Here is a 20,088-nt window from a genome sequence, read left to right as displayed (position 1 = left end):
GCCGGCCGACGCACCCGAACCGATGACTTCAGAATCCGACGAATCCCCGCTCGATCCCGCGCTCGTTGCGACGCTCGCGACGCTGCACGAGGCCGCGAGCGATCCGGCCGGCAAGACGTGGTCGCTGCCGAAGATCGCGAAGCGCACGCAACTGCCGATGAGTACGCTGCGCCGCGTGCTGACGCAGCTCGACGCCGTGGGCCTGAGCGCCACGACGTTGAACGAGGACGGCACCGGTAGCGCCGCGCTGACCGACGAAGGGCGCGCGGTGTGCGCGCAACTGTTCGGCGCGAACGACGGCCCGTGAATGAAGAACGGGCCGCCGATGCGGCCCGCGCTTGCGCGGCGCCATGCCGCGTATTACCAGCGCGCCGTCACGCCGCCCATCACCGAATGACGATAGGTCTGATCGTTCAGCCCGCGCCGGTAGCCGATGTCGAGATCGAGCCAGCGCGTCGGCGAATAGATCGCGCCCGCGAGCACGAATGCCGGATTCGCGCCGGCGGTGGTTTCCGTGTTGCGCGACGTGCCGATGTCGGCCACGAGTTGCAGCCGGTCGGTCGCCTTGTAGATCGCGGCGGCCGACACGGCCCAGGCCGACGTCAGGTCGCCCTGGCGATTCGGCTGGTACGCGATGCCCGCGTTCGCGAGCAGCGAGACACGTGCGACGTCGGCCTGCGCGAGCAACGTCGCACCGGTGCCGACGCGGCCCGTGCCGAGCCCGCGGCTGTCGTTGCCGGTCGGCATCGTCACTTTCGGCTTCAGCGCGAGCGACAGCGGCCCGCGTTCGAAGAAGCGCCATTTCATGCCGATTTCGACATCGCCGATGCCGGCGCCGTTCTCGTCGGTGCGCGTTTGCAGATGCGTGTACGGCGCGTTGACGTACACGTCGGCGTGTTCGCCGAACCCGCGCGTGAGCGTCGCGTTCCACAATTGGTGGCGGCCGCTGTCTTCCTGTTTCGAGGTTTCCTCGCCGTTGAACTCGACCTGCCAGTTCGCGTTGCCCTGCGTGCCCGTGTCGTCGCTGACGAGCGGATGGGCGGCATGGGCTTCGAGGGGCGCAAGAAGGGCGCTCGCGGCGGCGAGCGGAAGGATTCTTTTCATCACATTACCCGTGGAGCGTCGTGAGTGTGCCGGCCCGCGGCGTGGCGCGGGCCGGCACGTCGTCATCCGGACGGAACCGGTACCGATCCGGAACGGATCAGAACCACTGCTTGTAGCGGCGCACGTAGATCGTCTTGACGATCTGCGCAAGCAGGATGTAGCCGATCATCGTCGCGGCGAGCCACAGCCAGTAGGTGCCCGGCAGGTGCATGAAGCCGATCGCTTCCGCGAACGGCGAGAACGGCAGCCAGCAGCCGATCGCGATCGCGGTGAAGGTCGACAGCAGCACCGGCAGCGACGCCGTGCTCTGCAGGAACGGGATCTTCTGCGTGCGCAGCAGGTGCACGACGAGCGTTTGCGACACGAGGCTCTCGATGAACCAGCCGGAGTTCATCACGACCTGGCCGCCCGTACCGCCGTTCAGGTGATACAGCGCGCCCGCGCCGAACACGGTCCACATCAGGACGTACGTCGTGATGTCGAATACCGACGAGGTCGGCCCGACCCACAGCATGAAGCGGCTGATGTTGCCGGCTTCCCATTTGCGCGGCTTCTTCAGGAACTCGGGGTCCATCCGGTCCCACGGCAGCAGCATCTGCGACGTGTCGTAGATCAGGTTCAGCACGAGCAGCTGGGTCGCGAGCATCGGCTCCCACGGCAGGAACGCGCTGGCGACGAGCACCGAGAACACGTTGCCGAAGTTCGAGCTGGCGGTCATGTTCAGGTACTTCAGGATGTTGCCGAACGTCTCGCGGCCCTTGATCACGCCTTCCTCGAGCACCATCAGGCTCTTTTCGAGCAGGATGATGTCGGCGGTTTCCTTCGCGATGTCGGCGCCGCTGTCGACCGAGATGCCGACGTCGGCGTCGCGCAGCGCGGGCGCATCGTTGATGCCGTCGCCAAGGAAGCCGACCGTGTGGCCGTTCGCCTGCAGCGCCTTGACGATGCGCGCCTTCTGCAGCGGCGTGAGCTTCGCGAACACGGTCGTGCGTTCGACGACCTGTGCAAGCGTCGCGTCGTCGAGCGCTTCGATTTCCGTGCCGAGCATCGGCTTGCCGGGTTCGAGGCCGACCTGGCGGCACACCTTCATCGTGACGGTCGGGTTGTCGCCCGTCAGCACCTTCACCGCGACGCCGTTTTCGCGCAGCGCGGCGAGGGCCGGCGCGGCCGATTCCTTCGGCGGATCGAGGAAGGTCAGGAAGCCGCGCACGACGAGATCGTGTTCGTCGGCGGTGCGATACTGCGCGCGCTCGTCGCCGCGTGCAATCGTACGCGTCGCGAGCACGAGCACGCGGAAGCCGTCCTCGTTGTAGGCGGTCGCCTGTTCGAGCAGCCGCTTGCGCGCGACGAAGTCGAGCGGGCGTACGCCGTCTTCGTCCTGCACGTGGGTCGACACGGCGAGCATTTCCTCGACCGCACCCTTGCAGATCAGCAGGTGCGTGCCGTGCCGGTCCTCGACGACGACCGACAGGCGGCGCCGCACGAAGTCGAACGGCAGCTCGTCGATCTTCTTGTAGCCCTGCGGCTTCACGCGTTCGCCGATCTCGTCGGCACGCGCGACGACCGCGATGTCGATCAGGTTCTTCTGGCCGCTCTGGTGAAAGCTGTTCAGCCAGCCGAGCCGCAGGATTTCCTCGTTCTTGTGACCGGACAGGTCGAGGTGATGTTCGAGGATGATCTTGTCCTGCGTGAGCGTGCCGGTCTTGTCGGTGCACAGCACGTCCATCGCGCCGAAGTTCTGCACCGAATTCAGCCGCTTGACCACGACCTTGCGGCGTGCCATCGCCACCGCGCCGCGCGCGAGGTTCGCACTGACGATCATCGGCAGCATCTCGGGCGTCAGGCCGACGGCCACGGCGAGCGCGAACGTGAGCGCGCTCAGCCAGTCGCCCTTGGTCAGCCCGTTGATCATGAACACGATCGGCACCATCACGAACATGAACTTGATCAGCAGCCAGCTCACGCTCGCGACGCCGCGGTCGAAGCTCGTCTCGATGCGCTTGTGGCTCACGACGTTGCGCGCGAGCGAGCCGAAGTACGTGTCTTCTCCGGTCGCGACGACGACGGCCGTCGCCGTGCCGCTGACGACGTTGGTGCCCATGAAGCAGACGTTCTCGAGATCGAGCAGCGACGCCGACGCGTCGGGCGCCGAGCCGGCGGCCGGTGTACCCGCGGACTTGCCGGCCACCGCGCCGAGCGTGTCGTACTTCTCGACGGGCAGCGCTTCGCCGGTCAGTACGGCCTGGCTGATGAACAGGTCGCGCGATGCGAGCAGGCGGACGTCGGCGGGGATCATGTCGCCGGCCGACAGGTGCACGATGTCGCCGGTCACGACCTCGCGCATCGGCACCTCGCGCCGGGTCGGCTCGGACGTGTCGGTCATCGCGCGCTGCACGGTGGCCGTCGTGCGGACCATCGCCTTGAGCTTCTCGGCCGCGCGCAACGAACGGAATTCCTGCACGAAGCGCAGCAGCGCGCTGATCGTGACCATCGTCAGCAGGATCGTCATGCCGACATAGTCGCGATCGTCGGGCGCCGCGAAGTAGACGTCGGTGAAGAAGCTGATGGTGGCGAGCACCAGCAGCACGTAGACGAACGGATTGTGGAACGAGAGCAGCAACTGGCGGGTCCAGTGCGGCGGCTTGTCGTGCGCGATCTCGTTCGGGCCGTAGTGCTGCAGGCGGTCGGCGGCCTGGTCGTAGGTGAGGCCGCGCGTGCTGGTGTGCAGCGTCTTCAGCGTGTCCTCGAGCGGGCGGGCCGCTTCCTGTGCCGCGCGCATGATGCGCGGCGCGTTCTGCTGGCCGGCGCCGCTCTTGATGAAGCCGCGCTGTTTCTTCTGCGATGGGTTGTGTCGTGTTGTCATGAGTCGCTCCTTGCGCACGAGGCGGCGGGCGGGGAGCGACCGTGACGTTATCGACGCACGAGCGCTCCCCGCCGCGTCGCGTCAGGCGCGATCGGCTGTGGATCGGAAAAGGCGGGAACGCTCGCCGGCGCGAGTGAAGCGGTCGGCGTGTCGATGCGCGGCGTCGCACCGGCGAGCGGTAATCGACTACTGTCGTCTGAGTTCATCTGCACTCCTGTCGGTTGCGGATAATCGGCACGGGCGATCGGCGGCGCCGCGCGCAACGAGGCGCGCGGCCGGACGGCACGCGAACGGAGAGCGCGCGCGGCTGGCGCCGCGCGCAACGCGAACGCACGCGCGCAATGGCGCGTCGCGTGCATTCGACGATATCGAAAAATTCGGCGGGAGATCGGGCCGGTAGTCAGGCCGGAAGGACGCCGCATCCTGCTTCCCGGGATGCGGCAGAAGACGAGGCTCTGCGCGTTTTCCTCAGGCAGCAGTCAAGTTGGTCGAGCACCAACTACAACTCGCATCGGTGTTCACAGAACACTCCATGTATTGAGACGGGAGCGATGGTAATGGCTCGTCGTGCGAAGCGTCAACCCTTTTGTCAGGCGTTATTTCGAGATGCTTGGCCGGGCCGGCGTGGGTGCGCGGAATCGCCGGACGGACGGCAACGAAACGGCCGCGCGCACGCCATGCGGGCATGCGCGCGGCCGCGTCGGTCAGCGCGCCGGTTACTGGTTCGCCGACGCGATGGCCGCCCCAGCATCGAGGATGCCCGAGCCTGCCGGCATCGCGGTGCACGACGTCCCGGCTGCCAGCTTCGCCGCGCGCGTGCCGCCTTGCAGCTTTTGCTGGATCTGCGCGGGCGTGAGGTTGCCGTTCACCGACAGCATCAGCGCGGCGACCCCCGACACTTGCGGCGTCGCGAGGCTGGTGCCGTTCGCGGGGCCGTAGGTGTCCGCGCCCGGCGTCGTCGTGCCGGTGTTCGACGTCGACAGGATGTTGACGCCCGGTGCGCTCAGCGAGACATCGGCGCCGAAGTTGCTGAACGATGCGCGGCGGCCCGTCGCGTCGGTCGCGCCGACGGTGATCACGCCGCGGCAGTTCGCGGGCTGGTCGAGGCCGGTCGACAGGCCGTCGTTGCCGGCCGCGACGACCACGGTCACCCCTTTCGCGGTGACGTCGTCGATCGCCTGCTGGAACGTCGTGCTGCATGCGCCGACGCCGCCGAGGCTCAGGTTGATGACCTTCGCCGGCCGCGGGTTCGTCGGGACGCCGTTCACCGCAATGCCGGCTGCCCAGCGCATGCCGTCCGCGATGTCGCTCGTCACGCCGCCGCACTTGCCGAGGACGCGCACCGGCAGGATCTGGCCGAGCCACGACACGCCCGCGATACCCGTGCCGTTGTTGGCGGTCGCGCCGATCACGCCCATCACGCGCGTGCCGTGCCAACTGCTGTCGCTCGGCTGGCTCGCGCAGTGATAGTACGGGCCGTTCGCGTTGTCGAGTTCCTGCTGCGTGACCCAGTCGCCCGGATCGGTTGCGTCGGGGCCGCGCGTCATGCCGTTGTTGCTGGTGTTGACGTTGCTGATGAAGCTGTAGCCGGACAGCAGGTTGCCCACGAGGTCGGCGTGCGGCCGGTAGCCCGTGTCGAGCACGGCCGTGACGACGGTCGGCGAACCCTTGCTCACGTTCCAGGCGGGCGGCAGGTCGATCCCGGCCGTCGGGTCGGACAGGTACCACTGCTGGTTGTAGAGCGGGTCGCTCGGCGTGTCGCGAATCTGCATCGGGTGATCCGGTTCCGCGTAGTCGACATCGCTGTCGGCCGCGAATGCCTGCGCGAGTGCGGCTGCGTCGGTGGCCGCCATGCGCTGGCCGAGCGACAGCACGGCCGCGCCGTTCGAGATCGTCCGTTCGACCTGCACGTTCACCGGCGCTTGCGCGACCGTGCTCGCATAGGCGCGCGCGCTGCCGGCCACCGGCGCCGTCCAGCGCGTCATCGCGCGCTGGATGACCGCGTCGAGCCGCGTCCCGTTGTCGATGGCCGACATCGCACGCGTGGCCGTCAGCGTCTTCAGCTTGACGATCAGGTGATCGACCGGCGGCTCGGCCGGTGCCGTCTGCGCAGCCATCTGCACGGCGGCCTGCTGCGTGGTGCATGCATTGCCGCCTGACGAGGCGGGCGGGGTCGCGGGGGGCGTGGGCGTGGGGGCCGGCGTCGGTGTCGGCGCCGGTGCAGCGTTGGAGGAGGAGGGGTTGCTGCCGTCGCCGCCGCCTCCGCCGCCGCAACCGGCGAGAGGCAGGAGGGCGGCGGCGGATAGCATGCCGGCGAGCATGCGCGCGTGTGCGGAGCGCGCCAGCGCAGAATTGAAACGTTTGGCTCTCATGTTGAAACTCGATCCTCGTAGATAACCGTCGTGCCGGCGGTGGCGCTGGTCCGGCTGATCCGGACCTAGTCTTTTTTGTCTGACGGTTGCAGCAGGGTTGCTGCGACGCGCCATGCACTGGGTAACGGCGTGCGCGGCGGCTTCTTGAGTGCGTTTCGCGAGAAAAACAGGGGGTGCCGCAAACGATTTCGTCGGTGCGGCGCAGCATGAACGCGCGTTTGGAACGGGTGGCACAAAGGGCGGGGGCGAGCCCGTGCGAGGCCGGTCGGGGTGACCGTGCGGCGCGGAATCGATTGGCGCGGCACGGAAAACCTCTTTCACGGTCCGGCCGGTGTTGAAAGTCGCTTACGCTTGCCCTGATGTGACGCGAATATTGTCGGGCGTACGATCGCGGTTCGATCAACGTTTCGTCAGGAGATACGCATGGATCGCCGTTTCCGTTGGCTGGCTGTCGCGCTGTCCTGCGCGCTGGCGGGCGCCGCGCACGCACAGGCCCTTACCGGTACGCTGAAGAAGATCAAGGAGACGGGCGTCGTGTCGCTCGGCATTCGCGAGTCGTCGGTGCCGTTCTCGTATTCGGACAACCAGCAGAAGAACATCGGCTACTCGCGGGACATCGCGTCGCGCATCATCGATCAACTGAAGACGGATCTGAATGCGCCGAACCTCACGGTGAAGGAAATCCCGATCACGTCGCAGAACCGGATTCCGCTGCTGCAGAACGGGACGATCGATTTCGAGTGCGGGTCGACGACGAACACGCTCGAACGGCAGAAGCAGGCCGCGTTCTCGAACAGCATTTTTCTGTACGGCATTCGCTTCAGCACGCGCAAGGACTCGGGCGTGAAGGATTTCGCGGACCTGGCCGGCAAGACGGTCGCGACGACGGCCGGCACGTCGGACGAGCGCCTGCTGCGCAAGCTCAACGAAGAGAAGGCGATGAACATGACGATCATCAGCGCCAAGGATCACGCCGAAGCGTTCATGAACGTCACGACCGGGCGCGCGGTGGCGTTCGTGATGGACGAGCCGCTGCTGTACGGGGAGATCGCGAAGGACCGTAACCCAGGCGCGTACACGGTGTCGGGCACGCCGCTCGTCCACGAAAACTACGCGTGTATGATGCGCAGGGACGATCCGGCGTTCAAGCGGGTCGTCGACGGCGTGATCGCGAAGATGCAGACGTCGGGCGCGGCCGAGAAGCTCTACGACCAGTGGTTCATGCAGCCGATTCCGCCGAAGGGCGTGAGCCTCAACTATCCGCTGTCGCCGGAGATGAAGCAGCTGTTCAAGAATCCGACGGACCAGGCGCAGTACTGATCGCCGCATCGTGGCGGTATCGCGCCGCACATGAAAAACCGCCGGCACATGCCGGCGGTTTTGCTTTGCAGCCCCGGTGCCCGGATCCGCTCGCTTCCCGGCCTGCGAAGCAGCGGCGTCGGAGGCCGCGAACCCGCTCGGCGCCGTCCGTGCCGGATGCCGAAACCCGCCTCCTGATCCCCGCAACACGCATCGTGCCCGCGGCGCCGTATCTCGACGGACGCCGTCCCGGGCCTCGTCCGTGCGAGTTCCTTGCTCCTTTTTGATGACCCGTTCCATGCGCCGGGCGACCGGCGGTGCGTGCACGCCGGTGGCGTATCCGCCGACGCCGTGTGCCGCGTAAACCCGAATTCAGATTTCAATTTGAACTGGTCAGAATCGGCCGAAATTGTTCAACAATCTTCGGCGAAAAATCCCGGAAAGCCGCGCAGGGCGGCGTGCGGGAGGCGTTGTGGCGTTTCAGCGCGGGAGCCGAATAACCCAGGAGCTTCGCCATGTCCGCTCGTCTTCCGCTTCGACGTTTCCTCCGCGGCGCGCTTGTGCCGCTGGCCTTCGCGTGCTCGCTCGCAGCGGCGTCGCCGCTGCAGACGGTGCGGCCCGGCACGCTGCTGGTGGGATCGGATCTCACGTATCCGCCGTACGCGTACCTGGATGCCGGCAAGCCCGCCGGCTTCGACGCCGAGTTCTCGCGGATGCTGGCGCACCACCTGCAACTGGAGCCGGTGTTCCTCGATACACGCTTTCCGGACCTCATCCTCGGGATGAAGGCGCGCCGCTTCGATGTCGTCGCGTCCGCGCTCTATGTGACGCCCGATCGCGTGAAGCAGGTCGATTTCGTGCCGTACCTGAAGACGGGCGCGTCCCTGCTCGTCGCAAAAGGCAGCGCATTTCTGCCGAAGACGCCGCAGGACCTGTGCGGCAAGCGGGTCGGCTCGATCAAGGGCGCGTCCTGGACGCCGAAGCTGCGCGCGGTCTCGCAGGACACCTGCAAGCCGGCCGGTCGCGGCGAGATCGCGATCCTCGAGTTCCCGACGTCGCCGGAAGCGACGTCCGCGCTGATGGCAAAGGCGGTCGACGTCCAGATCGAGGATGCGGCCGTGGCGCAGGGGATCACGAAGCAGACGAACGAGCGCATCGAAATCAGCTCGACGACGCTGCTGTATCCGATCGTGATCGGCCTGGGCGTGACGAAGGGCGACAGCGGCCTGCAGGGCGCGCTCGAAGGCGCGCTGAGCGACGCGAAACGCAGCGGCGAATACGGCAGCCTCGTGAAGAAATACGGGTTGCAGGAGCCCACGCCGGCCGACGTTGCCGGGGCGCTGGGCGCCGCGAAATAAGCGCGAAGCAGGCACGACCCGACCATCGCGTGCCGCTCGGTGCGGCCGCAGCGCCCTTCGGGGTTGAGGAGTCTTCGATGCAGTTCGATTGGCACTATGCGTTTCAACTGTTGCGGGACACGGATTTCTGGCGCGCGTGCGTCGTGGTCGTCGAACTCAGTGTCGCCACGTGGGGGCTCGGCGTGTTGCTCGGGTTTCCGGTGGCGCTCGCGAGGCAGTCGCACCGGCCGCTGCTGAAGCGCGCGGCGGCCGGGTACATCTGGTTCTTCCGCAGCCTGCCGCTGCTCGTGCTGCTGGTCTTCATCTACAACCTCCCGCAGGTCTTCCCCGCGACCAGCGTGGTGCTGTCCGATCCGTTCACGGCCGGCCTGATCGCGATGGTGCTGAGCGAAACCGCGTATTTCGCGGAAATCCATCGCGGCGGGATTCTGTCGGTGCCGCGCGGGCAAATCGAGGCGGGGCGCGCGCTCGGGATCCGCTTTACCGGCATCCAGCGGCTGATCGTGATGCCGCAGGCGATCCGCATTGCGCTGCCCGCGCTCGCGAACGAGTTCATCACGATCGTCAAGCTCACGTCACTGGTGTCCGTGATATCGCTTGCCGAGATCCTGCTCGTCGGACAACGGCTCTACACGCAGAACTTCCTTGTGTTCGAAACGATGCTGGCCGTCGCGTTCTACTACGTGCTGATCGTCACGGTGTTCAGCCGGCTGCTGGGTTATCTCGAGAGGCACCTCGACGTCAGCCGCCGCACGCCCGCGCAGTCAGGCCACGCGGATCTCGAACTGCCGCTGTCGGTGCCTGCTGTCGCGCCCAGACCGCGGGCGAGCGCGGAATTCGCACTGCGCGTGAAAGGCGTGCAGCAGCGCTACGGCCGCCACGAGGTGCTGAAGGATATTCATCTCGACGTCGCGCCCGGGCAGGTCGTGTCGATCATCGGCCCGTCCGGCTCCGGCAAGACCTCGCTGATCCGTACCATCAACGGCCTCGCGCCGGTGAGTGCCGGCGAGATCGACCTGTACGGCGTATCGTTCATCCGCGCGTCCGCTTCGCATCCGCCGCGCGTGTCGGACGCGCGCATCCTGGATATCGGCATGGTGTTCCAGGGCTTCAACCTGTTTCCGCATCGCACCGCGCTGCAGAACGTGACGATGGCGCCGTGCTATCACCGGCAGGCCGATACGGCGGCGGTCCGGCTGCAGGCACTGTCGCTGCTGTCGAAGGTCGGGATGCTCGAACATGCGAACAAGTATCCGCACCAGTTGTCGGGTGGCCAGCAGCAGCGTGTCGCGATTGCGCGTGCGCTCGCGACACGGCCGTCGATCATGTTGTTCGACGAGCCGACATCGGCGCTCGATCCCGAACTCGTCGGTGAAGTGTTGAAGGTCGTCGAGACGCTGGCAGCAGAAGGGATGACGATGGTCATCGTGACCCACGAAATGAATTTCGCGTTCAAGGTTTCCGACCGGATCGTGTTCATGGAGAACGGACGCATCCTGTACGACGTGCCGCCGGAGCGGATCCGCGGCAGCGCGGACGCGCGCGTGAAGGATTTTCTGAAGCACGTTCACTTTGCATGACGGACCACTGGATCGGAGCAGGAATGGACCCGACGGCTTTCCGGCTGAGCGACATGCACGATCATGCGTGTGCCGAGCGACTGCTCGCCTGTCTGGAACGCGCGAACGCGCATCCCGGCGACATCGAAACGGCATGGCTCGCGCGTCGTGACGACGCGGCGACCCGCGAAGCGCGGGCAATGGACGCGTCGTTGCGCGCCGGGACGGCCGATGCGCCGCTGGCCGGGGTCGTACTGGCGGTGAAGGCCTGTTTCGATTGCGAAGGCTGGGTCACGCATGCGGGTTCGCGCGTGCTGGCGGACGCGCTGCCGGCGCGCGCCGACGCCGCACCGGTAGCGGCGCTGCGTCGTGCCGGTGCCGTCGTGGTGGCGCAGACGGCGATGACCGAGTTCGCGTATGGCGCGCTCGGCGTGAACCACGCGTACGGCACGCCGATGACGCCACTCGATGCACGGCGCGAGCGGGTCGCCGGCGGATCGAGTTCGGGCGCGGCCGTATCGTTGGCGCTCGGCGCGGCCGAGCTGTCGCTGGGTTCCGATACGAGCGGTTCCGCGCGCATTCCAGCCGCATTCTGCGGTGTGACCGGATTCAAGCCGTCGCGCGGACGCTATGCGACCGGCGGCATGCAGCTTCTGTCGACCAGCTTCGACGTACCGGGCTTGCTGGCCGCGACGGTCCGCCTGTGCCGGCGCGCGGACGCGGTGCTGCACGGACGCGGCCTGCAACGGGCGGCGCCGGCAACCATTCGCGACTTCACGTTCATCGTGCCCGAGCCATTTGCGACCGACGACCTCGATCCCGTGGTCAGCCGCGCGTTCGACGGATGGTTGTCCCGGCTGTCCGCGCAGGGTGCGCGCATCCTGCGCAAGCGGCTCGATTGCGTGGCCGAGGCCGGTGCCGTCGCCCGCACGGGCGGCATCATCGCCGCGGAGGCGTTCATGCTGCATCGCGCGCGCCTCGCAACGGCCGCGGACCGCTACGATCCGCTGGTCGGGCCGCGCATCGCGGCGGGCGAGCACGTGCGCGCGCACGACTACGCGGCGGCTTTGCTGCGTCTCGCCGCGCTTGCCGATACATACCACGCCGAACTCGGCGACGCGGATGCGGTGTTGACGCCGACGGTGCCGATGCTGCCGCCGCGCCTGGCCGATCTGGCCGACGAAGCCGTGTATCTCGCACGGAATGCGCGGGCGTTCAGGCTGACCGAATTCGCCAACCGGCTCGATCTGCCGAGCATCAGTGTGCCGGGCGACCTGCGGAACAGGCAGCCTGTCGGCTTGCTGATCACAGGGCGCCGCGGCGAAGACGCACGACTTTTCGATGTCGCGGCCACGGTCGAACGGACGCTGACCGGTTTCGCATGACGCGTTTCCCCGCGGCAAGGATCGCCTTGTCATCTTTCATCGTCACTATTCAGAGGTACTTATGATCGTCGTGAGATCGGCCGATATTGCCAATACCGAACGCCATGCGCGCGGCCCGGGCTGGGACAGCAAGCGCATGATCGTCAGGCAGGACGGCGTTGGCTACTCCGTCCACGAAACGCGCGTGCATGAAGGCGCGGAACTGCATCTGCATTACAAGAACCACTTCGAGACCAACTACTGCGTGGCCGGGGAGGGCGAGGTGGTCGACACGGCGACCGGCACCGTGCATCGGATCACGCCCGGAACGATCTATGCGCTGAATCTGAACGATCCGCATATCCTGCGTGCGACGCGCGGCGACCTGCATCTCGTGTGCGTGTTCAATCCGCCGCTGACGGGGCTCGAGACGCATCGGGAAGACGGCAGCTACGCGCTTCCGGCTGAACGGCAAGCCTGACCCCGTGTGCGGTCGGGCCGTTGCGCACCGCATCATGCGGTGCGTGGCGTCAGGCTGCGTCGCGATGGCCGCGCTTGATCGCTTCGACGAGCATCCGTTCGGAATCGTCGAGATAACGCGCCAGCGTGGTAACGGCTTCGCTGCGGCGGTTCTGCGTGAGCAGGTCGTAGATCTGGTATTCGCGCTGGATCCAGTCAGGCGTTTGCACGCGCTTCTCGTCGGGATCGGCCGCGAAGACGAGACGCAACTGCGCCGAGATGGTCCGGAAGAATTCGTCGAGCAGCGCCGACTTCTGAAGCGCGACGATGTGCTGGTGAAACCGCAGGCTGTGCGTGCCGACGGCTTGCCAGTTTTCCTTGTCGAGTTCCCGCTCGGCCGCGCGAATGGCGGTCTGCATCTTTTCGAGCAGCGCCGGCTGGGCGAGTTCGGCCGTGTTCAGCGCATGCAGTTCGAGCGTCCGGCGCGCGACATAGAGATCGCGCACGTCCTGGCGGTTGAGCGTGCGCACGACGACGCCCTTGTGCCGCACGAACGTGACGAGCCCTTCACGGCCGAGCTGATGCAGGACTTCGCGAAGCGAGTTGCGCGACGTGTCGTATTCGGCGGCGAGGTCCATCTCGATCAGCGCCGTGCCGGGCGGCAGCTTGCCGCTGATGATGTGCTCGCGCAGTTGATGGCTGATCCGGTCGGCGACCGACTGTCCTCTCGCTTTTTCGCTTGCCATTCCGTTCGTTCGCTCCTCTCCTGATCGTGCGCCGCCGGCGTGGCCGGCCGGCGGCGTTTCGCCATTCTACGGGCTGCGGCTCGGGTTACGCCGTTTCGCCGTGCTGCCAGTCGGCCTGCGGCTGCTGCATGCCGTGCTGGCCGCGGTACGGCGCGACGGACGGCGACGACCAGCCTTCGAGCAGGCTCGGGTCGAGCCGGTACACCTCGACGCCGAGCGGCCGGCACACGTCGATCGGATCGCGCGCGCCGGGCCCCCACATCGGCACCGACAGATCGCCGCCGGGGCAGGTGGACATCGCGCACAGCACGTCGATTTCGGCGAAGAATTCGAGGTAGTCGCCCGGTTTCGCGGGGCACGCCTTCATGAAGTACTTGTCGTCGTCGTTCAGGCCCGTGCACTGGAACACGTTGAGCACGTCGTGCACGTCGAATTCGGTGAGCCCGTACGGCGCGACCGCGCGCACGAGGTTCGAGTGGCAGTGGAAATGAAAATCCTCGCCGGTCAGCAGCTTGTTCACGTACGGGTCGCAGCGCGTGCCGAGCAGGTCGTGCACGCGGCCGCCGTCGCCGTCGACGCCGTAACCGGCGAGCGTGTCGTCGGTGATCGTGACCATCGGGCGCAGATACGGCAGTGTCGACCAGAGCCGGTCGAACGTCGTCACGTGCGCGGCCTGCAACTGGCGCGTGCGCGACGCCCACATGCGTTCGCGCGGATTGTGCAGGTTCCAGATGTTGAAATCCGCGACTTGCGGGCCCTCGAGCGTGACGATCCGGAATACGTGGCCGGCCGGCACCGTCCAAGCGAAGCCGCTGCGGATCGGCACGACGTGCGAGGCAATCCGTTCGCGCGCGTCCTGGCGCCGGGCAATCGCGGAATAAAAGGCTTCGTCGACGTTCAGGACGGAGCCCTTGGTGACCTGGTAGGCAGCGGGATAGTTCGACATGACGCGGTACTCTCGGGAAAGGTTGGCAGATGCGTCGATCCGGCTGTAACCCTTTATGGTGGCCGGTCAGGCGTCAATTCGCATGATTGATTGTTCAACAATTGATTGGCGCTCCGGGGAGTATAGGGGGAAGGCGGGGAGGTGTGTCAATCGGAGGAAAGTCCGGAGGATCGGGGGCGGTGGCGCACGCGCCGCCTCTGGCGACACGCCGGGCGTCGCACATGAAGAAACCGCCGGCACATGCCGGCGGTTTTGTTTTGCAGCCCGGTCGCTCGTGCGTCGGCGTCGCGCGTCAGGCCTTGATTTCGGGCCCGCGCGCAGCCGGCCGGGCCGGTGCCGACGGCGCCGCCGAAGGCACCGAAGGCCGCGCCGGCACGATGACGAGCACCGGTTGGGGCACGGCCCACGCCGGCATCGCGAACCCGACCGGTTGCGGCATCGGCATGGCGAACGCGTTGGCGAGCGCGATGTGCTGGAGTGCCAGCATCTGCTGCTGCATCGCGACCATCTGCGCCTGGGCTGCCTGCATCCGGTACTGCGCGGCCTGCATCTGCCGCAACGCTGCCGCAGGCGGCATGCCGCCCGACGACGACGTCTGCATCTCGAAGCTCGCGCCGCCTTGCGGGCCGTGCCAGCTCCACGTGCTGACCTTCATCGGGCCGACGGCCGTCTGGACGACGCGCGTTTCGGCTTTCACGGGCACGGCCTGCCCGTCGACGTCGACGAACATCGGTTGGGCGGCGGCTGCCGCGCCGGCCTGGCCGGCCAAGGCGAGCACGGGCACCAGTGCCAGCGCGCCCGCCGCCATATACGAACGGAATCGCATCTTCGTATCTCCATCAAACGAGACTGATCGAATCAACAATGACGTGCGGCTCACGGAGTGAGCCATCCGGGACAATGCCGCCGTCGGCTTAAATCAACATTAAAACCGCGGCCGGCCGCCCCGGTCAGCGCCTTTCCGGAAGGGCCGCGCGGCATTCAACCTCGCCCGCGCCAGGGGGAATCCGGTCGCCTGGCGCCACAACAGGCACAATACGGGATTCGCCACGATCGCACGCCTGTTCGACATTCGAACATCGACGGTGCGGCACCGCTGCCCGATCTCCTTCCCAGTCGTCATGAACGCCACGCTCACTCCCGCGCGCGAGTCGAATTCGCCGCGCTTCCTGCTGTTCCTGATCTGTCTGTTCGCATCCGCCGGCCAGCTCGCGATCGACATCTACGTGCCCGCGCTGCCCGACATGGCGCGCTCGTTCGCGACCACGCCGCAGGCGATCCAGTCGAGCGTGTCCGGCTACATGGCGGCCTATGCGCTCGGCCAGCTGATCTTCGGCCCGATCGCGGACGCGTACGGGCGCAAGCGCGTGCTCGCGTTCGGGCTCGTGATCTACACGATCGGCTGCCTGCTGTCGCTCGGCGCGCCGAACCTCGAGACGTTCATCCTGGCGCGCTGCCTGCAGGGCTTCGGGATCGCGACCACCAACCTGCTGGCGAAGGCGATCATCACCGATTCGTTCTCGGGCCAGGCGCTGATGCACGCGTTCACGTACATGTCGATCGCGTGGGGGCTCGCACCGATCATCGCCCCGGTGATCGGCGCGCACCTGCAGGAATGGTTCGGCTGGCGGGCGTGCCTCGTGTTCCTGCTCGTCTACTCGCTGGTGATGTGGGCGCTGCTGTGGCACTACCGCGAAACCTTGCCGAAGCCGGTGCATCTCGAGCCGCGCACGCTGATGACGAACGCGGGCAAGGTGCTGGCGAGCCCGGTGTTCCAGAGCTGCTTCCTCGCCCAGGGGCTGTGCTACAGCATCCTGCTCGTGTTCAACATCGTCGGGCCGTTCATGGTGCAGACGACGCTGCACAAGCCGCCGACCTTCTTCGGTTATCTCGCGCTCGGGATCGGCTTGATGTATTTCCTCGGCGGGCTGTCGAACCGGATTCACGGGCGCGGGCTGCCGAGCGCCGAGCAACGGCTGCGCATCGGCGCGCGCGTGATGGCCGGCGCATCGGTCACGATGCTGGTGCTCGCGCTGACCGTCGGCCTGCGCGTGTGGACGCTCGCGACCCCGGTGCTCGTGATGGGTTTCTGCGCGGGTGCGATGTACCCGACGCTGATGGCCAAGGGCAATTCGCTGTTTCCGCATATCGCCGGGCTGACGAGCGCGATCCTCGGCTGCGCGCTGCTGCTCGTGTCGTCCGCGATGATGGGGCTGGCCGGCTTCGTGTCGATCCATGTGCTGACGCCGCTTGCGGTGTTCTTCGTCGCGCTGTCGTTCATCGTCGTGTGGATGGTGACGAAGCTGCTGCGCTACCTGTCGCAGCAACAGGCCGCGCCGGTCGTTTGCGGGCGCGGGGAGGCCGCGTAAGCGCGGCCGGCCGACCCATGAGCCGAATCCTGCTGAACCGCGTCGCCCGATCCGACGCCGCCGACCTGATCGCCGCCAATCGCGCAAGCCGCAATCATCATCTGCCGTGGGTCGACTCGTTCGTCGACCAGGCGGGTTTCGACCCATGGTTCGCCCGCTGCCTGACGGGGCCGAACGTCGGCCTCGTCGCACGCGAGCAGGCGTCCGGCGCGGTGGTCGGTGTCGTGAACCTCAACGAGATCGTCGGCGGCGTGTTCCAGAGCGCGTATCTCGCGTACTACGGGATGGCGGATTTCAGCCGCAAGGGGCTGATGACGGATGCGCTGCGCGCGGCGATCGCCGTCGCATTCGGCGAGCTGGGACTGCATCGGCTCGAAGCGAACATCCAGCCCGGCAACCACGCGTCGATCGCGCTGGTGCGGCGGCTCGGCTTCGCGAAAGAGGGCTTTTCGCCGCGCTATCTGCGCATCGGCGGCGAATGGCGCGACCACGAGCGCTGGGCGCTGCTGGCGGACGACGCGCGCGAAGCCGGCACCTGACGGCTGATTCCCGTCGCGCCCGTTACAGCGGATGCGCGGCGCCGGCCTGCTGCAACAGCGAAACGGCAACCGGATCCGGCTGTCCGTTCGAGTCGATCGCGCCGGCCTTGGCCAGTGCGACGAGGTCGCTGTCGACGCCCGGTTGCCCGACCACGAACGATGTGGTCAGGAACGCCGGCGCCGCGAGCGTGACCGCATAGCGCTGCTGCAGGTTCGACACGACGGCCGATTGCGCGGCCTGGACCGCGTTCGGGTCGTTCATCACCTGCTGATCGTGCAGGCTGCCCTGGAAATGACCGATCAGTCCGGCCGTGTTCGTGCCGAGCTGGGCCGCGAGATAGACCAGCATCAACTCGGTCTCGGGCGTCGTATTGAAGGTGCCGCCTGCATACGCGAGCGAATGAAGGCGCGTGCCGCCCGACGCCACGGTGATCACGCACGGCAGCGTCGCGTTGAGCGTCACGCGGTAGTTGCCGCCGCCGTCCGTCAGCGTCGTCGCCGAGCCGGCCGCGCAGCTGACCGTCACCTGCGCGCTCGCGAGCGCGCCGCCCGTCGCGGCCGTACCCGACAGCGCGACGGTTTGCGTATTGTTGTTGAAGCAGACATCGACGCCGAAGCAGGCATCGCCGTTGCACGCCTGGAGGGCGGCGAGCGTTGCGACGCACAAGACGCCCAGCGCGGGGCGGGTGAAGCGTTCGTAGCGAATGTTCATGGTCGCGGACGATCGGAAGAATGGGGCAACCGGTGCGCGTCGGGAAGGCGGCGCTGTTCTCATTCTAGGCCCCGGATCGGCGCGCTGCTGGCTCGTTTGACCCGGTCGCGACGACAGCGACGCACATGCCTCTGCACCGGGGTTGGCCGGTTCACGTGCTCAGGGCTTGCGCGCGGCCGTCTTCGCGAACGCGCCGCGCACCTCGAAGCTGATCGCATCCGCGACGTTGCCGCGTGCGTCGACGAGCTCGAGCCGGTGCCGTCCCGGCCACGGCAGCCATGCGATACGGTCGGCATGCCCGATCACCTTGTCGTCGAGCCGCCATGCGAACTTCGTCGCGCGCCCGGCCGAGCGCTCGAACCAGATGCGCTGATTCCTCGGCGGAATGTCCGGGTCGATCGCGAAGATCGTGCCGTCGGTCGGCGCGCCGATCGTCAGCGGCGCGCGCGCGCCGTCCTTGCCCGGCGCGACGGGCGCCGCGAGCCGGATCGTGTCGACCGCCGTCCCGGCGAGGAACCACTCGTTGCGTGCAGGCTCGATGTCGCGCTCGAACGCGATGCGGCGCGTCTCGACGCCGGCCGGCGCGCGCGGCGCGCGGCTCGGCAGGTCGCGGTGCAGATAACCGACGACGGCCGACCACACGGGCGACGCGCCCGTGACACCCGACACGTCCCACATCGGCGAGCCGTCCGCATTGCCGACCCACACGCCGACCGTATAGCGCGACGTGTAGCCGACGGTCCAGTTGTCGCGCATGTCCTTGCTCGTGCCGGTCTTGACGGCGGAGAAGAAGCGCGTCGCGAGCGGGTTGTCGAAGCCGAACGTGCGCACGCGCGCGTTGTTGTCGGACAGGATGTCGGTGACGATGAAGCTGGCCGCCTCGCTGAACACGCGCGTGCCGTCATTCGTCCCGGCGGGCGTCGATGCGCCGGATGCCGGTGCCGCGGCCGGCAGGTCGACGACCTTGCGCGCGACGCCGCCGTTCGCAAGCGCGCGATAGGCGTTGGTCAGCGAGAGCAGCGTGACGTCGGCGCTGCCGAGTGCGAGGCTGAAGCCGTAGTAGTCGCCTTCCTGCGCGAGCGGCAGGCCGAGTGCGGTCAGCGTGCGCGCGAAGCGGTGCGGCGTGACGAGCACGAGCGTGCGCACGGCCGGCACGTTCAGCGAGCCGCCGAGCGCGCTGCGCACGCTTACCCAGCCCTTGAAATCCTTGTCGTAGTTCTGCGGAATGTACAGGCCGCCGCCGGCGGCGAGGTTGATCGGCGCATCGTCGAGCAGCGACGCGGCCGTCAGCCGTTTCTCGTCGAGCGCCTGTGCATAGAGGAACGGCTTGAGCGTCGAGCCGGCCTGGCGCGGTGCGAGCACGGCATCGACGTCGCGCGCGCTCGACAGTGCGCCCGACGACCCGACCCATGCACGAATCTCGCCGGTCGCGTTGTCGATCACGACGACCGCGCCGTCCTGCACGTTGCGCCGGTGCGCGGGCGCATTGAGTTCGGTCAGCGCGCGCATCAGCGTGTCGCGCGCGAAGCGCTGCAGCGGCGCATCGAGCGTCGTGCGGACCTGCGCGCCGGCCGCCGGTTTGACCTCGGCCGCGATGCGCCGCGCGAAGTGCGGGGCGAGGGCGGCGCCGTCATCGCGCACGGCGCTGGCGGGGCGCGCAACGACGAGCTGCACGTAACCGTCGAGCGATGCGCACGCCGGTTCGGCGTGCATGTCGCGCAGGATCCGGCACGCACGTTCGGCGATCTTCGCGGGCGCCGCGTTCGGCGCACGCACGAGCGCAGCCGCGATCGCCGCCTCGCGCGCGTCGAGGCCCGACGGCGCCTTGCCGAACAGCACCTGCGACAGCGCGCCGAGCCCGACCGTCTCGCCGCGGAACGGCACCAGGTTCAGGTAGGCCTCGAGAATCTGGTCCTTGCGCCAGCCGCGTTCGAGCAGCAGCGCGTTCATCGCCTGCGTGGCCTTTTGCGGCAGCGAACGCTGGCCCGAGCGGCGCGGCGAATCGCTGAGCAGCCCGGCGAGCTGCATCGTGACGGTCGACGCGCCGCGCGTGCGCTCGTTCCACAGGTTGCCCCACGCGGCGCCGGCGATCCCGCGCCAGTCGACGCCGCTGTGTTCGTAGAAGCGCTTGTCCTCGGACACGACGATCGCCTCGCGGAACGCGGGCGAGACATCCGCGAGCGATACCCAGTCGCCGCGCCGTTCGGCGAGGTCGACGCGCGTGCGCTGCAACGGCGTGCCGTCGCGCGCGAGCAGCACCCAGTCGGAACTGCGCCAGTTGCGGCGCACGTCGTCGTAGCCGGGCAGCGCATGTGCAACCAGCGGCGCGGCCAGCACGACGGCGACGAATACGCGGCCGGCGAAACGCGCCGGCCGCGGCCATGCCAGATCGATCATC

Annotated in this window: 18 protein-coding genes; 8 read left to right on the top strand and 10 right to left on the bottom strand. The window is 67.6% G+C overall.

Annotated features, from left to right (window positions below; genetic code table 11):
* The first annotated feature begins 22 nt into the window (after window positions 1–22).
* Window positions 23–307 carry a transcriptional regulator gene (locus WJ12_RS28720; protein WP_156444728.1) on the top strand — a complete coding sequence of 95 codons (285 nt, stop codon included), beginning with the start codon at window positions 23–25 and terminating at the stop codon, window positions 305–307.
* A 53-nt stretch (window positions 308–360) separates the two neighbouring features.
* On the opposite strand, the gene WJ12_RS28715 is transcribed toward WJ12_RS28720, so the two are convergent.
* The 4 genes from WJ12_RS28715 to WJ12_RS28705 form a co-directional block, all read right to left on the bottom strand.
* Window positions 361–1,104 carry a transporter gene (locus tag WJ12_RS28715; RefSeq protein WP_034187910.1) on the bottom strand — a complete coding sequence of 248 codons (744 nt, stop codon included), beginning with the start codon at window positions 1,102–1,104 and terminating at the stop codon, window positions 361–363.
* Between the two features lie 97 nt (window positions 1,105–1,201).
* Window positions 1,202–3,967, bottom strand: a complete 2,766-nt coding sequence (gene mgtA, locus WJ12_RS28710; RefSeq protein WP_082744629.1) for a magnesium-translocating P-type ATPase — start codon at window positions 3,965–3,967, stop codon at window positions 1,202–1,204.
* 47 nt (window positions 3,968–4,014) lie between these two features.
* Window positions 4,015–4,173, bottom strand: coding sequence for a hypothetical protein (locus tag WJ12_RS36655; protein WP_208606519.1), 159 nt, complete (start codon window positions 4,171–4,173; stop codon window positions 4,015–4,017).
* 510 nt (window positions 4,174–4,683) lie between these two features.
* Complete coding sequence (locus WJ12_RS28705) at window positions 4,684–6,339, bottom strand: S8 family peptidase (protein ID WP_059556644.1); 1,656 nt, start codon at window positions 6,337–6,339, stop codon at window positions 4,684–4,686.
* Window positions 6,340–6,762: 423 nt separating this feature from the next.
* On the opposite strand from WJ12_RS28705, the gene WJ12_RS28700 reads away from it, so the two are divergent.
* Window positions 6,763–7,659, top strand: a complete 897-nt coding sequence (locus tag WJ12_RS28700; RefSeq protein WP_049034956.1) for a glutamate/aspartate ABC transporter substrate-binding protein — start codon at window positions 6,763–6,765, stop codon at window positions 7,657–7,659.
* A 358-nt stretch (window positions 7,660–8,017) separates the two neighbouring features.
* On the opposite strand, the gene WJ12_RS36130 is transcribed toward WJ12_RS28700, so the two are convergent.
* A complete protein-coding gene (locus WJ12_RS36130) occupies window positions 8,018–8,155 on the bottom strand; it encodes a hypothetical protein (RefSeq protein ID WP_154233740.1) in 138 nt (45 codons plus the stop codon).
* Between WJ12_RS36130 and WJ12_RS28695 the strand changes: the two genes are divergently transcribed.
* From WJ12_RS28695 to WJ12_RS28680, 4 genes are all read left to right on the top strand, one after another.
* On the top strand, window positions 8,154–8,996 hold the full coding sequence (locus tag WJ12_RS28695) for a transporter substrate-binding domain-containing protein (RefSeq protein WP_034187908.1): 843 nt from the start codon (window positions 8,154–8,156) through the stop codon (window positions 8,994–8,996). The genes WJ12_RS36130 and WJ12_RS28695 overlap by 2 nt on opposite strands.
* A 77-nt stretch (window positions 8,997–9,073) precedes the next feature.
* Window positions 9,074–10,576 carry an amino acid ABC transporter permease/ATP-binding protein gene (locus tag WJ12_RS28690; protein ID WP_059556643.1) on the top strand — a complete coding sequence of 501 codons (1,503 nt, stop codon included), beginning with the start codon at window positions 9,074–9,076 and terminating at the stop codon, window positions 10,574–10,576.
* A 23-nt stretch (window positions 10,577–10,599) separates the two neighbouring features.
* Window positions 10,600–11,940 (top strand): amidase family protein, encoded by a 1,341-nt coding sequence (locus tag WJ12_RS28685; RefSeq protein ID WP_059556642.1) that lies wholly within the window; start codon window positions 10,600–10,602, stop codon window positions 11,938–11,940.
* A gap of 61 nt (window positions 11,941–12,001) precedes the next feature.
* A complete protein-coding gene (locus WJ12_RS28680; protein WP_034187905.1) occupies window positions 12,002–12,400 on the top strand; it encodes an ectoine synthase in 399 nt (132 codons plus the stop codon).
* Window positions 12,401–12,449: 49 nt separating this feature from the next.
* On the opposite strand, the gene WJ12_RS28675 is transcribed toward WJ12_RS28680, so the two are convergent.
* From WJ12_RS28675 to WJ12_RS28665, 3 genes are all read right to left on the bottom strand, one after another.
* Window positions 12,450–13,124, bottom strand: coding sequence for a GntR family transcriptional regulator (locus WJ12_RS28675; protein ID WP_034187904.1), 675 nt, complete (start codon window positions 13,122–13,124; stop codon window positions 12,450–12,452).
* Between the two features lie 85 nt (window positions 13,125–13,209).
* A complete protein-coding gene (locus tag WJ12_RS28670; protein WP_034187903.1) occupies window positions 13,210–14,070 on the bottom strand; it encodes an urea carboxylase-associated family protein in 861 nt (286 codons plus the stop codon).
* 292 nt (window positions 14,071–14,362) lie between these two features.
* Entirely contained in the window at window positions 14,363–14,896 is a 534-nt protein-coding gene (locus tag WJ12_RS28665) for a hypothetical protein (protein ID WP_049031138.1), read from the bottom strand.
* A 295-nt stretch (window positions 14,897–15,191) separates the two neighbouring features.
* Here WJ12_RS28665 and WJ12_RS28655 point away from each other — a divergent pair, with 295 nt between their 5' ends.
* Window positions 15,192–16,439: a multidrug effflux MFS transporter gene (locus tag WJ12_RS28655; RefSeq protein WP_034187900.1), complete on the top strand. Its 1,248-nt coding sequence runs from the start codon at window positions 15,192–15,194 to the stop codon at window positions 16,437–16,439.
* A 17-nt stretch (window positions 16,440–16,456) separates the two neighbouring features.
* Window positions 16,457–16,978 (top strand): GNAT family N-acetyltransferase, encoded by a 522-nt coding sequence (locus tag WJ12_RS28650; protein ID WP_034187899.1) that lies wholly within the window; start codon window positions 16,457–16,459, stop codon window positions 16,976–16,978.
* Window positions 16,979–17,000: 22 nt separating this feature from the next.
* Here WJ12_RS28650 and WJ12_RS28645 read toward each other — a convergent pair whose 3' ends face one another.
* Both WJ12_RS28645 and pbpC read right to left on the bottom strand, forming a co-directional pair.
* The gene (locus WJ12_RS28645; protein WP_059556640.1) at window positions 17,001–17,690 is read right to left on the bottom strand and encodes a hypothetical protein; all 690 of its coding nucleotides are present in this window, start codon (window positions 17,688–17,690) and stop codon (window positions 17,001–17,003) included.
* Window positions 17,691–17,849: 159 nt separating this feature from the next.
* Window positions 17,850–20,087: a penicillin-binding protein 1C gene (gene pbpC / locus WJ12_RS28640; protein WP_034187897.1), complete on the bottom strand. Its 2,238-nt coding sequence runs from the start codon at window positions 20,085–20,087 to the stop codon at window positions 17,850–17,852.
* Between the last annotated feature and the right edge of the window lies 1 nt (window position 20,088).

The organism is Burkholderia seminalis, from assembly GCF_001718535.1.
In the GTDB taxonomy this organism is placed as follows: domain Bacteria; phylum Pseudomonadota; class Gammaproteobacteria; order Burkholderiales; family Burkholderiaceae; genus Burkholderia; species Burkholderia seminalis.
This window is presented reverse-complemented; position numbering and strand designations above follow the sequence as displayed.

What these genes read in the sequence shown, in the direction of transcription:
- WJ12_RS28720 (WP_156444728.1), top strand. Translation starts at nt 23, where the DNA reads ATGACTTCAGAATCCGACGAATCCCCGCTCGATCCCGCGCTCGTTGCG.
- WJ12_RS28715 (WP_034187910.1), bottom strand. Translation starts at nt 1,104, where the DNA reads ATGAAAAGAATCCTTCCGCTCGCCGCCGCGAGCGCCCTTCTTGCGCCC.
- mgtA (WP_082744629.1), bottom strand. Translation starts at nt 3,967, where the DNA reads ATGACAACACGACACAACCCATCGCAGAAGAAACAGCGCGGCTTCATC.
- WJ12_RS36655 (WP_208606519.1), bottom strand. Translation starts at nt 4,173, where the DNA reads ATGAACTCAGACGACAGTAGTCGATTACCGCTCGCCGGTGCGACGCCG.
- WJ12_RS28705 (WP_059556644.1), bottom strand. Translation starts at nt 6,339, where the DNA reads ATGAGAGCCAAACGTTTCAATTCTGCGCTGGCGCGCTCCGCACACGCG.
- WJ12_RS28700 (WP_049034956.1), top strand. Translation starts at nt 6,763, where the DNA reads ATGGATCGCCGTTTCCGTTGGCTGGCTGTCGCGCTGTCCTGCGCGCTG.
- WJ12_RS28695 (WP_034187908.1), top strand. Translation starts at nt 8,154, where the DNA reads ATGTCCGCTCGTCTTCCGCTTCGACGTTTCCTCCGCGGCGCGCTTGTG.
- WJ12_RS36130 (WP_154233740.1), bottom strand. Translation starts at nt 8,155, where the DNA reads ATGGCGAAGCTCCTGGGTTATTCGGCTCCCGCGCTGAAACGCCACAAC.
- WJ12_RS28690 (WP_059556643.1), top strand. Translation starts at nt 9,074, where the DNA reads ATGCAGTTCGATTGGCACTATGCGTTTCAACTGTTGCGGGACACGGAT.
- WJ12_RS28685 (WP_059556642.1), top strand. Translation starts at nt 10,600, where the DNA reads ATGGACCCGACGGCTTTCCGGCTGAGCGACATGCACGATCATGCGTGT.
- WJ12_RS28680 (WP_034187905.1), top strand. Translation starts at nt 12,002, where the DNA reads ATGATCGTCGTGAGATCGGCCGATATTGCCAATACCGAACGCCATGCG.
- WJ12_RS28675 (WP_034187904.1), bottom strand. Translation starts at nt 13,124, where the DNA reads ATGGCAAGCGAAAAAGCGAGAGGACAGTCGGTCGCCGACCGGATCAGC.
- WJ12_RS28670 (WP_034187903.1), bottom strand. Translation starts at nt 14,070, where the DNA reads ATGTCGAACTATCCCGCTGCCTACCAGGTCACCAAGGGCTCCGTCCTG.
- WJ12_RS28665 (WP_049031138.1), bottom strand. Translation starts at nt 14,896, where the DNA reads ATGCGATTCCGTTCGTATATGGCGGCGGGCGCGCTGGCACTGGTGCCC.
- WJ12_RS28655 (WP_034187900.1), top strand. Translation starts at nt 15,192, where the DNA reads ATGAACGCCACGCTCACTCCCGCGCGCGAGTCGAATTCGCCGCGCTTC.
- WJ12_RS28650 (WP_034187899.1), top strand. Translation starts at nt 16,457, where the DNA reads ATGAGCCGAATCCTGCTGAACCGCGTCGCCCGATCCGACGCCGCCGAC.
- WJ12_RS28645 (WP_059556640.1), bottom strand. Translation starts at nt 17,690, where the DNA reads ATGAACATTCGCTACGAACGCTTCACCCGCCCCGCGCTGGGCGTCTTG.
- pbpC (WP_034187897.1), bottom strand. Translation starts at nt 20,087, where the DNA reads ATGATCGATCTGGCATGGCCGCGGCCGGCGCGTTTCGCCGGCCGCGTA.